The following is a 13,293-nucleotide window of genomic DNA, read 5'->3' as shown; positions in this document are numbered from 1 at the left end:
CCTTAACGCAGCAACATGAACCTTATTCTAAAGAAGGAGCTATTAACGAATGGGAAAGGAACTATTGCCTGTCGGTTTCGTCACCAGCATGAACGAAATCCTTGGGGATGCCTCATGTGACTTTTGGGACAGCTACGATTCGCCCCGCACCCATGGGCTGCGTCTTAACCGGCTGAAAGCGGTTCATGCCGCAGACAGCGTCAAGAAACTCATCCGGGACTTCCAACTGACGCCGGTGCCCTGGTGTGATACCGGATACTATTATGATGAAAGCGTTCGTCCAGGAAAGCACCCTTATCATGCCGCCGGACTATATTATATTCAGGAGCCCTCGGCAATGTCCGCGGTGGAACTGCTGAATCCTCAGCCCGGGGAGACCATCCTGGATCTTGCGGCCGCTCCCGGCGGCAAGACAAGCCATATCGCCTCGAAAATGATGGGCCGGGGACTGCTCGTCTCCAACGAGATCCACCCCGAACGGGCGCGCATTCTGGCCGAGAACGTGGAACGTATGGGAATAACGAATACCGTCGTTACGAGTGCGGCACCGGATCAGCTATCCCGCCGTTTCGTTGCCTGCTTTGACCGGATCATGCTAGATGCGCCATGCTCCGGTGAAGGCATGTTTCGAAAGGATGCCGCTGCAATTGCCGAATGGTCGCCTGAACACGTGGATCTGTGCGTTGCGCGGCAGTGGGACATTGTCCAGGAGGCTTACCGGATGCTCAAGCCAGGCGGAACGTTGGCGTATTCCACCTGTACGTTCAACACGGCGGAAAATGAGGAGATGATCGAGCGCATTCTCTCGCAGTATCCCGATTTGGAACTGCAGCAAATGAAGCGCTTATGGCCACATTTGGAGCGGGGCGAGGGGCATTTTGTTGCCATCTTGGTCAAAACGCCGGCTGCCGAGGCTTACAGCGACGATCAAGAGACCATTACCAACAGCGGTAAGGCTCAGGCCAAATCAAACCGGGGCGGCAAACAGGCTCCTGCGCTTTCCGCCCTGGCCGACTTTCAAGACTGGGCGAAGCAGGACCTCCCCGGCTTTGAGCTTGGCGGCGGCACGCCGATATTGTTCGGCGAAGAATTATATTGGCTGCCGGTCAGCGAGAGCGTCCCTTGGCACGATAAGCAGCTGAAGGGGCTGAAGATGCCGCGCGCCGGCCTTCATCTGGCCCACCTGAAGAAGAATCGGATCGAGCCGGCTCACGCCCTCGCCATGTCCTTGAATCCAGGCCAAGCCGCCAGAAGCTGGGACCTGCCTTCAGATTCTGCCGAAACGGCTGCTTATTTGCGGGGAGAGGTGATCTCCATTCCTTCCGAATATCGGGGCTGGACTTTGGTGACTACGGACGGACTCCCCCTCGGCTGGGGCAAAGCCAGCGGCGGCCAGCTCAAGAATCACCTGCCCAAGGGGCTGCGCAATCCCAAGTAGCCCCTTTCTAATTCCCCAAAAAGTGGCGAACAGAGAAAGACTGTCGTTACAGCGGATACGATTTTAAATAACATTCAGCCTACGATAAGGCCAATGGATCAAATTAGCAGACATTGCGTGCTTGCTGATTCATTTCGTAAAAAGGGACTGTACTCTTCTGCACCAGCATGCAGGAGTACAGCCCCTTTTTCACTTGAAATGCTTTTACGGCCATCCGGCCATCGCCGAAAACTAAGCGTATTTCCACTAAATCCAAGGGGATCTCGTCTATGGCATCCGGATGTTTAGCACGGTTATTTCTCGGCTGGAGTCGCCTGTTCCTTGGCCGGTATTGTAGCGGGTTTGCGAATCGTGGACGCCGCATCGGCATCCCGTATCCATAACGCCGCGCCTGCACCGATGAGCAGGAAGCCAGCGGCCCCAAGCAATGCTGCTCGATATGCCGTCAGATTCGGCCCCAACTCCCCCGCCGCGTTTACGGTCTCCGTTCCAACGGCAGCCAAGATGCCTGATAGAACAGCCAGCCCGATGGCGGGACCAAGCCTGTTCTGCACCGTAAACCAGGTGGAAGCGCGCCCCATCGAAGCAGGCGGGATGGTGGCGAAGGCAGCGATCTGAACGGATCCCACGGTTTGACCAAGGAAAATGCCGACGCCAAATAGCAGGGCCCGTATAAACCACGGATTCGTCCCGGCGTCCACCATGCTGAGCATAATAAAAATCAGCGCGGTAACCGCAAATCCCATGATGATCACTCGCCTAGGGCCCATCCTTGGATACGTCCAGGGTACGAGCTGCGAGGCAACCATCAGCCCGATGGCTTCGGGAAACGTCGTCAGCCCCGTATCCAAGGCGGAGACGTGCAGGGCGTTCTGATACATCAAGGGAAATACGTAGAGCATGCCCAGCAGACCTGCAGATGCACACATTGCGATGATACCCGACGTTCGGAACAAGCGATTGCCCAGCAGCCGCAAATCCAGCAGCGGTTTCGCAGCCCTTAGCTCCACCTTCACCAGAGCAGACAACAGCAGGATGCCAGCCAGGCCGGCGCCCCATACCCGCGGGGCGTCCCACCCGTGCAGCGGCCCCTGGCTCAAGGCGAACATCAGCAGGGCAAGCCCCGGCGCGGACAGCAGCAGGCCTGGCACGTCCAGCTTGCCGGCATCCGGCTCCCGATGCTCCTTCAGCCAGAATAATCCGAACACGAGAGCGGGAATGCCGATCGGCAAGCTCACGAAGAAGATCCACCGCCACGTCAAATATTCAAGAAGCAGCCCGCTCACAACCGGGCCGATTGCAGGCGCAATCGCGATAGGCAGGATGAGCGCCCGGGAGATTTTCGCGCGCTCCTGCGGCGGGAACATGCGGAACAGCATCGCCATGCCGACAGGGGTCAGCAAGCCGCCGCCAATGCCTTGGATCACCCGAAAAAGCGTCAACGCAGCCAAGCTGTCTGCAGAGCTGCACAATACGGATGCTCCAGTAAAAAGGCCCAGTGCCAGGAGAAACGTACGCTTCGTTCCCCGTGTATCGCCAAGCCAGCCCGCCATCGGCAGAACGATGGCCAAGCTGACCAAATAACCGACATTCAGCACGCCTGAAGCCGCAGGGGGCACTTCAAGCTCCCTGCTGATCGTCTGAAGCGCCACGTTCAGCACGGTGGCGTCCATGGCAACCACAAACATCGTGGCCACATAGACGATGCATACTACTTTTTTTGGATTCAGCCCATGGCTCATGGTCCGGATTCCGGAATTGCTCCCGCATCGGCATACAAGCTCCGCGGCCGTAAATCGACCCAGTTCTCGTTGATATAGGCGACGCATTCCTCCCGCGTGCTAAGTCCGAGAACCTGGTTCCAGCCGGCCGGAATAGCCGCGAACGCCGGCCAGAGCGAATATTGGCCCTCATGGTTCATCAGTACAAGAAACTTGCCGCCGGCTTGCTCAAAAGGATTGGTCATAGATCAGTTCCCTCCTGTCCCTCGTTGTCTCTGTTTTAGATGCCATTTCTTCAAGCTTGTTTAGAATCGTCTTGCCGATCTCATCCAGAGGTCCCGGCTGGCATAAATCCTTATGACGGCATTCGATATCGTGCCGCTCGATTTTGCCGCCTACGTAAGGCTCCCACATCTCCGGGTCGATGGGGTCAAACCAATCCGGGATGATCGTGGAGTGAAAGAATAACATATCTCCCTCAAACCGCTTCGGAACGTAAGCCTTTAGCAGTTGAACCGAATTTTCATAGGTCGTCTTCAGATTCATGATCGTTTCTTCCTCAAGGGACGAGAGCGCGCTGCTCTCGTTACGCAGCAGTTCAAGGGCAGCCGTTATGGTTAACGGCGCGTCTCCAAGCCCCGCTTCAATGCTCTCCCTGTCGAAGCCTCCAAGCGCCAGCAGCGCGGTCAAAGCCTCGTCTTCGTCGGGTTTTTCCTTGATCGGCAAATAATGGCTCGGATAAGCATCCAATATGGCGAGCAATTCAATGTCCTCACCCGCTTCCTGCAGATGTACCGCAATCGACTGAGCGACATTGCCGCCCAAGGACCAGCCGAGCAGCCGATATGGACCCGCTGGCTGTAGGGAGCGGATATGGCCGATGTAGTCTGCCGTCATCTCTTCCAGCGATCCCGGCAGCTCCTCCGCATGGGCAATGCCCCTTGCCTGCAAGCCGTAAATCGGATAATTCATGCCGAGATGCTTCATCAAACCGGCGTAGCACCAGCTTAATCCTCCTGCCGGATGCACGCAGAACAGCGGGGTTTGATCTCCATGCGACCGAAGCGGAAGCACGACCTGCAGCGCGCTGTTCCCGCCGCCCATCTCAAGCTTGTCGACTAGCCCCGCTACCGTCGGTGCTTCGAACAATGCTGCAATGCTCAATTCTTTGCCGAGCGCTTCGCGAACCCGGCTGATGAGCCGGACCGCCAATAAAGAGTGACCGCCGAGCTCGAAAAAGCTGTCATCGATGCCGACCCGCTTGGCGCCGAGGATTTCGGCAAACAGCTCGCATAACACTTCCTCCTGCGGAGTTCGCGGATTGCGCCCAACCGCATCCGGCGACATATCGGGGGCCGGCAGCGCTTTGCGATCCAGCTTTCCGTTAGGCGTAAGCGGCAGCTTGTCCATCATGACGAAGGCCCATGGAACCATGTAATCAGGAAGCAGCGAAGCGGCATAGCGGCGCAGCTCCGTACCCGAAGGCGATTCACCTGTATTGCCGACGACATAAGCCGCAAGCCGCTGGTCTCCGGGCTGATCCTCACGCACGATGACTGCCGCCTGCGAGAGTGCCTCATGACGCACGAGGACCGATTCGATTTCGCCAAGCTCGATCCGGAAGCCGCGTATCTTCACCTGATGGTCGGACCGTCCCAAATAATCCAGCGTGCCGTCGGCAAAACGTCTCGCCAAATCGCCGGTTCGGTACATTCTTGTCCCCGGCGGGCCGTATGGGTCCGCCACGAACCGGTCGGCGGTAAGGTCGGGACGTCCCCAGTACCCGCGCGCCAATCCTGCGCCGGCGACATACATTTCCCCGATGACGCCATACGGAACGGGCTGAAGCCTGTCATCGAGCACGTACACCCGCAGATCCGGGATCGCTTCGCCGATCAGGCTGCCGGCTCCCGGGAGCGCCAGGTTTCGGTTCAGCTCCATGTAGCTGACATGCACGGTTGTTTCCGTTATGCCGTACATGTTGATCAGACGCGGGGCATCGTCGGCATGGCGCCGATACCAATCCGTAAGCCGGCCAAGCTCCAAGGCTTCGCCTCCGAACACAACGTACCTTAGCGACAACTGCCGACCCGTCTCCGGCTGCTCCCGATCCGCCTGAATCAAAGGATAGAACGCCGACGGCGTCTGATTCAGCACGGTCACGCCTTCCCGGACCAGCAAGCCTATAATCTCTTCAGGCGAACGGCTGACCGTATGCGGAACCACGACCAGCCGGCCGCCGTACAAGAGCGGCCCCCATATTTCCCACACCGAGAAATCGAAGGCATACGAATGGAACAAGGTCCATACATCGGTTTCATTAAACTGGAACCAATGCCGGGTGGAATCGAATAGCCGGACGACATTCTGATGCGGCACCAGCACGCCCTTCGGTTTGCCTGTGGAACCGGAGGTATAAATGATATAAGCGGCATTCTGCGGCATAAGCCGTCCAAGACGCTCACGGTCGCTTGGATTCTCCTTGGAATAACCCTGCCATTGCATAGCCTCTTCAGGTCCATCGATGACAACGCGCAGCCATCGTCCGAAACTCGGCAGCTGATCCATCACGTGAACGCTCGTCATGATGCATACCGGACAAGCATTCTCCAACATGTAAGCCAATCGATCCTCCGGATACTCCGGATCCAGAGGCAGGTAAGCGGCCCCCGCTTTAAGCACGGCTAGAATGCAGACGACCATATCCACCGAACGCGGCAGCGCGAGAGCTACGATCTGCTCCGTACCGACGCCGGAGGCAATCAAGAAATGGGCAAGCCGGTTGGCTCGCTCGTTCAGCTCCTCATAACTCATAGACTGGCCGTCATGGACAATCGCGACCGATTGAGGCGAGCGGCTGACCTGCGCTTCAAACCGCTCGGACAAAGTTGCCTGCTCGGTGACTGGCAGCGGCGCGCTCCATTGTCGACGAATCTCCTCCTGTTCATCAACGGTTAGAATATCCAGTTTGCTGATGGTTTTACTTGGTTCAACGACAGCACTTTCCAATACGCGCACGTATCGTTCCGCCATCGCTTCCGCCGTCCCGCGCTCAAACAAATCCGAGCTGAATTCAATGAAGCCGTCCACTCCGTCCGGCTCGCCGGTTTGATCCCGCCGCTCGGTCAGTTCGAAGGTTAAGTCGAACTTCGAAGTGCCCACGTTTTGCAGCTGCAGCTTCGAGCTGATTCCCGGAAGCTCAAGCGAAGTTTCCGGCGTGTTCTGCAGCACCAGCATCACTTGGAAGAGTGGATGTCTCGCCCGGGAACGCGGAGGATTCAGCGTCTCGACAAGCCGCTCGAACGGCACGTCCTGATGCTCGAAGGCTGCCAAGCTCTTTTCCCGCACCCGTTGCAGCAGCTCATCGAACGTCGGGTCGTTCGACGTATCCACGCGAAACACAAGGGTATTGATGAAGAAACCGATTAAATGATCCAGATTGTCGTCATTCCGACCCGATACGGGGCTACCGATCGGAATGTCCGTACCTGCACCCAGCTTCGTAAACAGCGCAGCCATCGCGGACTGAAATACCATGAATAAAGTCGCCCTGTTGCTCTGCGCGAGCCCATTCAATTGCTGATGCAGCTCACGGGATATCGAAAACGGCACGCTGCCGCCCTGATAGCTGGCCACGGCGGGCCGTGGAAAGTCGGTAGGCAGCTCCAATTGCTCCGGCAAGCCGGAAAGCGCTTCGGTCCAATATTCCAGCTGGCGGTCAATCAGGCTGTTCTCGTCGCCCGAGCGGCCAAACAGCTTCTGCTGCCACATGGCATAATCCGCATATTGTACCGGTAACGGAGTCCATGTCGGCTCGCTCCCCAGGCACCTTGCCGCGTAGGCATCCGCTAGATCCCGCGTCAACGGGGTAAGCGACCAGCCGTCTCCGGCGATATGATGCAGCAGCAACAGCAGGACAAACTCTCGATCGCCCAGCTTGAACAGCTCTGCCCGAAGGGAAGTTTCGGCTGCAAGCTCGAAACGGTACCTGACGGCATCGGCCAATCGATCCGCAAGCTCCGCTTCGCGGATCTCGGTTACCATTAGCTCCGGCCGGGCCCTCTCGGCATCCAAAATGCGCTGATACGAAGCCCCGTCGTGTTCAGGATACACCGTGCGCAGCGACTCATGCCGAGCCACTACATCCCTCAGTGCCATACGCAGCGATGCCAGATCGAGGTCACCCGACAAGCGGGCCACAAGAGGAATATTATAGGTTGGGCTCGGACCCTCCAACCGATATAAAAACCATAACCGCTGCTGCGCAAACGACAACGGCAAGCGCCCGCCTCTTGCCGCGGGACGCACGGCCTGTCTGGCTGCTTGCGCATGATCGAGCCGCTTGACGAGACTCGCGGCCGTTGACGCTTCGAACAGGCTGCCAATGCTTAGCTCTGCGCCGAATGCTTCCCGGATACGGACCATGACCCGGCCGGCTAACAGGGAATGACCGCCAAGCTCGAAGAAATCATCGTCGATGGTAACCCTTGGCAAGCCCAGCACCTCGCCAAAAATCGTGCAAAGCATCTCCTCTTGCGGCGTTCGCGGCATACGCCCGGCCGCCAGCCGGACATCAGGCACGGGAAGCGCTTTGCGATCCACCTTCTTGTTCGGCGTGAGCGGCAGCGCTTCAAGGGCTGCGATGACAGACGGCACCATATACTCCGCCAGTTTCTCTGCGGCATAACTCCGTAAATCTGCCAAACCGATAGGATGTGGCCAGTCTGACGACGGAACGATATAAGCCACAAGCCGGCGATCTCCGACCCGATCCTCGCGAACCATGACAAATGCCTGCTCCACTGCCGGATGAGCCGCAAGCACGGACTCGATCTCGCCGGTCTCGATCCGGAAGCCGCGCAGCTTGATCTGATGGTCGGCGCGTCCCAAATAATCGATCCAGCCTTTCTCCTGCCAGCGGGCAAGGTCGCCAGTTCGATACATCCGGGATCCCGGGGGGCCGTAAGGATCCGCGACAAACCGATCCGCCGTCAAGTCGGGTCTTCCCAAGTACCCCCGGCCAAGCCCCAAGCCCGCAATGTACAGCTCGCCCGTTACGCCTGGCGGAACCGGTGAGAGCGAAGAATCGAGCACATACAGTCTCGTATTCCACAGCGGTCCTCCGATGGATGGCTTTTCTGGTGCTTGATCGAGTTTTGCCGCCGTCGAATAAATCGTTGTCTCCGTCGGACCATATTGATTGTTTACTTCGCAGTTCAGGTCCTGAAGCGCAAGCTTAAGACCGACCGGCAGCGCCTCGCCCCCGGTAATGACTTTGAGCCGCTCAAATTTCCCTGGGCGGCAAGCGACAATCGACTGCCATAACGTCGGGGTCGCCTGCATGATGGTGGTTCTCGTCTCCCGAATTCGTCGTATGAGCGCCGCTGCGTCGAGAATGGTATCCCGCATCACGATGTCGAGCGTCGAACCGCATGCCAGGGGCAGCAGCATCTCCATGACCGAGATATCGAATGACATCGTGGTGACCGACAGCCAGCGGTCCCGCTCCCCGATGCCCAAACGCTCGCGCATATCCGACAGCAGATTGGCAAGGCCTTCGAACGTGAGCATGACCCCCTTGGGTCGGCCGGTTGATCCGGAAGTATAAATAACGTAGGACGGGTGAAGCGGCAGCAGTGGACGTACGCGATCAGCATCGACAGGATTATGAAAGGCCTGCTGCTCCAATCGCTGAAGGGTAGCCGCGGCATCCAACAAGATTACGTCCTTATCTTCCATGACAGCCGCGAAATGTTCAGTTAGCTGCCGGGTCGTTATCAAGCATGCCGGGTTGGCATCGGCAAGCATATAAGCGATCCGATCATCCGGATAGTCCGGATCCAATGGTAAGTATGCCGCCCCGGCCTTATGAACGGCGAGGATGGCAACAAGCATATCCACCGACCGTGGCAGCGACAGGGCAACGATTCGCTCAGGCCCTATTTCCCGGGCAATCAGCAAGCGGGCCAGGCGATTCGCCTGTCTGTTCAGGTCCTCGTAACGAACGGATAGCCCTTCGCATATGACGGCTTCCGCCTGCGGCGTACGCGCAGCCTGCTCCTCGAATAATTGCGGCACGCTGATCTGCGGCAAGGCGCGGGTCGTATCGTTCCACTGAACGAGCACCTTCTCGCGTTCGTCCGGTAAAATATAGTCCAAGCCCCCGACGGGATCATTCGCCTCCGCTTCGGCAAGGCTGTCCAGCAGATACAAATAGCGTTGTAAATGGGACTCTAACTCATCTGCGCCGTAAATCTGCGGATTGGCATCCATGTCGATTCTCAGCCCGTGCCCGCCCAATCCGCCGTACACGTTCATCGTCAAATCATCCACGGGACCGGACGCAAGATTGCGGACGCTGCCTCGGAAACCGCCAACATTCAATTCTTCCGCAAAAGGCATCACATTCACGAGCGGTCCGAATAACCTGCGGTTGTCCGCAAGCAGCTTGAGATCACGCCGGATGTCTTGATGCCTGTAGCGCTGATGCCGCTTGATTTCGCGATTCTCCCGTGCGACCTGCCGCAGCAGATCGATCAGGGTCATATCGGGCCTGACGCGCACCCGGAGCGGGAGCAAATTCATGACCATGCCCGGAATGCGGATGGATGACGAGCCTAAGCGGCACATCACCGGCAATCCAAGCACAACCTCCTCGGCGCCTGTTATACGATGGACATATAGAGCCGCAGCAGCCGCAATCGCATCCGGCCAGCTTGTCCCTGCAGCTTGCGCTGCCGCCTGCAAGCGTTGCATTGAAGATGCCGGGAGCTGCGCCGAACGGCGCAGGAAGCTCCGCGCCGAACGCTGCGCCTGTCCCCCTAAGCTGACCACCTCCGGCTCATCGGCAAAGCGCTGCAGCCAGAATTGGCGATCCGAGTCGAGCTGTTGCGACATGCGGTATGACGCATCTTCTTCCAGGATCGTCCGGAACCTGCCGAACGGGCCTATGCCGGATGTGTCCCCGCCCGTTAAGTCCGTGTAGACCTCGGAAACTTTTTGCAGCAGAAGCGATACGCCGAACCCGTCGATCGCGATATGATGGATGCGTTGGTACCAATAGTAGCGATCGGCGGCGAGCTTGAACAGCGCCTCCGTAAACAGCGGTCCTTGGCTTAGATCGATAGCTTGGGCAAGGTCATGCTCCATCCAGCTTCGGGCAGCAAGATGAGGATCCACCTTCCCGCTGACATCCATCACGTGCAGAGGCCAGTCAGGAGACGGATCGATCGACTGCCAAGGACCGTCCGCATCTTCGCCGAAGCGGGCAAACAGGGCATCGGCCTCCCCCACCACCTGGCGCAAGGCCTTCTCGAAGAGAACCGGATCTACAGGTCCTCGAATCTCAATGCATTCCGCCGTGTTGAATATCGGATTGTCGGGGTCCAGCTGCTGGGCATACCATATCCCCAGCTGCGCTCCGGACAGGGACCAGCGCTCCCTCTTTTGCTCAAGCATACGAATTCCCTCCTTTTACACCGTATAGTAATCATAATTGGGCGGTGACACGCGCACGTTCTGCTTGTCCGACAGCAATCCCCACCAGCCCGCCAGTGTCGGCTGCTCGGCCAACTCCACAAAGCTGATATCCAAGCCCTCGCGCCGGAAGCGCTCGGCCAAACTCATGATGCGAATGGAATCCAGTCCCCAGTATTCAATCAAATGGTCATCCTCGCCGATGCTCGACGGCCGTTCCTGCAGCAATTCCGCTACGTTCTCTCGCAGCGTCTGCAGCGTGAGCGGCGATAGCTCCTCCACAGCATCTGCGGGTCTTCCCTCTCCGGTTCGAGCTTCGGAACGACCCGAGACGGGGTGACGCGCTGGAGTCAGCGAAGCGATCAGTCGTTCCGTGGTCAGCGTAACGGCGCAGCGTTCCGCTGCATAAACAAGTGCCAGACGGTGCTTCTCTAACGAGAAATCCGCAAGGGCATCCGCAATGAAGAACGGCTGTATGTCTTTCATGAAAGCTTCGCCGGCGGTCAACAGACAGCCGATGTGAGCATAGATCCCGCAGATCATCAGCTGGTCGCGGCCGAGCCCGCGCATGATTTCATGCAGATCGGTCTTCTGGAAGGCGCTGTACCTCCATTTGGTCAACAGCATATCCCGTTCCGACGGCGCCACCGCATCCACGAACTTTTTCTGGTAGGGACCGTCGTTGATGCCGGATCCCCAGAAATCCTGCAGCAGGCCGCGCTGCTCCGGTGCCTGGCCCCCGGGCTGGGCCGAATAGATCACGGGAATGCCAAGCTCCGCGCAGCAGGAACGCAGCTTCTGAATATGGGCGATCAGTTCCACGACCGGCGATTGATCAGGCGTGAACGCGTCGATGAAATATTGCTGCATATCGTGGATGAGCAGCACGGCACGGTTCGGATCCGCCGTCCATGCTACCTTGTTCTTGGGCAGGTCGGTCTCCCCTGGCATGGGATAAGGTAAAATCTTAGGAAGTGCCATCCATATCTCCTCATTTCGATATTATTTGGAAAGTTTCAGCCGTGCGTCCTGATTCTGAGCCGCGAGCTCCCGCAGCTGCTTTTTGCTTACTTTGCCGACACCCGTGTGGGGGAAGGAGTCCATAAACTCCACCCGATCCGGGATTTTGTACGCAGCGAGCCCTCTATTCCTGAGAAACGCCTTCAGCTCATTGCCGCTAACCGCGCCATGATGAACGATAACGAAGGCGCAGGTCCGCTCGCCCAGATACTCGTCCGGCATCGCGACCACGGCAGCATCGTGCACGCTGGGATGGGCAAGCAGATGGTTCTCCACCTCTTCGGCTGCAACCTTGTCCCCCCCTCGGTTAATTTGATCCTTGGAACGGCCTTGGATCACCAGGTAACCTGAAGGCGTCATGCTGGCAAGGTCACCCGTGCGATAGAAGCCGTCCGTGGTAAAAGCCTTTTCGTTATGCTTGTCCGCTTTATAGTAGCCGCGAATCGTATAAGGCCCCCGTGTCAGCAATTCCCCGACTTCGCCGGGGGCTACCTCGACATCATCCTCATCGACCAGCTTCACTTCATCGTAAGGGGACATGGGCCGCCCCTGCGTATGCACCGTTATGTCTTCGGGGTCATCCAGCCGGGTATAGTTCACCAAGCCTTCCGCCATCCCGTACACTTGCTGCAGCTTGCATCCCAGCACCGTTTGCACGCGTTTGGCCGCCTCCGCACTGAATTTGGCCCCGCCTACCTGCAGCACCTGCAGATTGGAGAGGTCTTCGGAACGGGATGGTGCCGCTTCAAGCCAAATCATGGCCAGGGGCGGAACGACCGCCGCTATCGTGACGCCCTCGGAAGCGATCAGCGGAAATGCCGCATCCGGACTCGCTGACCGGGCAAGAACAACCCTGCCTCCGGCATACAGCGTCCCGAGCACGCCCGGCGAGCTGAGCGGGAAATTATGCGCGACGGGAAGTACCGCCAAATAAACGCTATCCTTATCCAGCGAGCAGATTTCGGCGCTCATGCGCAAGCTGTAAATATAGTCGTCATGCGTTCGTGGTATGAGCTTCGGCAGTCCGGTCGTCCCGCCCGACAGCTGGAGAAACGCGATATCGCCGGGATCAGGGCCTTCCGCGTCTGATCCGTACAAAGAGCGCTCCGAATCATCGAGGTACAAATCGTCCAGGGATACGAACGCCCCCGGACCCGGGTCGCCGGCTACGATGACATGGCGGAGGGAAGGGACCGATGCCTGAACCTGAGCCGCCAGGTCGCGATAATCGAAGCCCGTTTCCATATCGGGAATGATATACGCGGCGGCGTCGCTAAAGCCGCACAGATATACGATTTCGTTCCGGCGATGAACGGGCAGAGCGAAGACGGGAAGCGCTCCGATCCGGAACAGCGCGAATATCGTATCGAAAAATGAAGCGATATTCGGCAGCTGAACGATAACCCGCTCCTGTGCCTTAATGCCGAGCTTAAGAAATCCCGCGGCCAATCGATCCACCCGGTTGTCCAGCTCGGCGTAGCTTATGTGCCGGTCGCCGCACACGACCGCAACCCGTTCCCCATGCGCTGCAGCCCGTTTACGCAAGAGCTCTCCAAAGGTTTCGCCCTGCCAGCAGCCTGCCTCCCGGTAGCGGGCGGCAAATTCCTCCGGCCAAGCCTTACAACCTGCCAACATTCC

Annotated in this window: 6 protein-coding genes; 1 reads left to right on the top strand and 5 read right to left on the bottom strand. The window is 58.2% G+C overall.

From position 1 onward, the window contains the following. The first annotated feature begins 49 nt into the window (after nucleotides 1-49). Complete coding sequence (locus JNUCC32_RS03050; protein ID WP_192571046.1) at nucleotides 50-1,438, top strand: RsmF rRNA methyltransferase first C-terminal domain-containing protein; 1,389 nt, start codon at nucleotides 50-52, stop codon at nucleotides 1,436-1,438. Nucleotides 1,439-1,731: 293 nt separating this feature from the next. On the opposite strand, the gene JNUCC32_RS03045 is transcribed toward JNUCC32_RS03050, so the two are convergent. From JNUCC32_RS03045 to JNUCC32_RS03025, 5 genes are read right to left on the bottom strand one after another with little or no spacing between them, the layout of a single operon-like run. After that, nucleotides 1,732-3,180: an MDR family MFS transporter gene (locus tag JNUCC32_RS03045; RefSeq protein ID WP_192571045.1), complete on the bottom strand. Its 1,449-nt coding sequence runs from the start codon at nucleotides 3,178-3,180 to the stop codon at nucleotides 1,732-1,734. Next, complete coding sequence (locus JNUCC32_RS03040) at nucleotides 3,177-3,404, bottom strand: MbtH family protein (protein ID WP_192571044.1); 228 nt, start codon at nucleotides 3,402-3,404, stop codon at nucleotides 3,177-3,179. The genes JNUCC32_RS03045 and JNUCC32_RS03040 overlap by 4 nt, the downstream gene beginning before the upstream one ends. Further along, nucleotides 3,388-10,617 carry an amino acid adenylation domain-containing protein gene (locus JNUCC32_RS03035; RefSeq protein WP_192571043.1) on the bottom strand — a complete coding sequence of 2,410 codons (7,230 nt, stop codon included), beginning with the start codon at nucleotides 10,615-10,617 and terminating at the stop codon, nucleotides 3,388-3,390. Before JNUCC32_RS03035 ends, JNUCC32_RS03040 begins: the two co-directional genes overlap by 17 nt. 15 nt (nucleotides 10,618-10,632) lie before the next feature. Beyond that, entirely contained in the window at nucleotides 10,633-11,616 is a 984-nt protein-coding gene (locus tag JNUCC32_RS03030; protein ID WP_192571042.1) for an isochorismatase family protein, read from the bottom strand. Nucleotides 11,617-11,637: 21 nt separating this feature from the next. Then, nucleotides 11,638-13,290 (bottom strand): (2,3-dihydroxybenzoyl)adenylate synthase, encoded by a 1,653-nt coding sequence (locus tag JNUCC32_RS03025; protein WP_192571041.1) that lies wholly within the window; start codon nucleotides 13,288-13,290, stop codon nucleotides 11,638-11,640. Nucleotides 13,291-13,293 lie beyond the last annotated feature (3 nt).

This window comes from Paenibacillus sp. JNUCC32 (genome assembly GCF_014863545.1).
GTDB lineage: Bacteria > Bacillota > Bacilli > Paenibacillales > Paenibacillaceae > Paenibacillus_AQ > Paenibacillus_AQ lautus_A.
Note: the sequence above shows the minus strand (reverse complement) of the source record. Positions and strands in the feature narration are given on the sequence as shown.

Excerpts from the sequence above, each read along its gene's own strand:
- JNUCC32_RS03050 (WP_192571046.1), top strand. The coding sequence starts at position 50 with ATGGGAAAGGAACTATTGCCTGTCGGTTTCGTCACCAGCATGAACGAA.
- JNUCC32_RS03045 (WP_192571045.1), bottom strand. The coding sequence starts at position 3,180 with ATGAGCCATGGGCTGAATCCAAAAAAAGTAGTATGCATCGTCTATGTG.
- JNUCC32_RS03040 (WP_192571044.1), bottom strand. The coding sequence starts at position 3,404 with ATGACCAATCCTTTTGAGCAAGCCGGCGGCAAGTTTCTTGTACTGATG.
- JNUCC32_RS03035 (WP_192571043.1), bottom strand. The coding sequence starts at position 10,617 with ATGCTTGAGCAAAAGAGGGAGCGCTGGTCCCTGTCCGGAGCGCAGCTG.
- JNUCC32_RS03030 (WP_192571042.1), bottom strand. The coding sequence starts at position 11,616 with ATGGCACTTCCTAAGATTTTACCTTATCCCATGCCAGGGGAGACCGAC.
- JNUCC32_RS03025 (WP_192571041.1), bottom strand. The coding sequence starts at position 13,290 with ATGTTGGCAGGTTGTAAGGCTTGGCCGGAGGAATTTGCCGCCCGCTAC.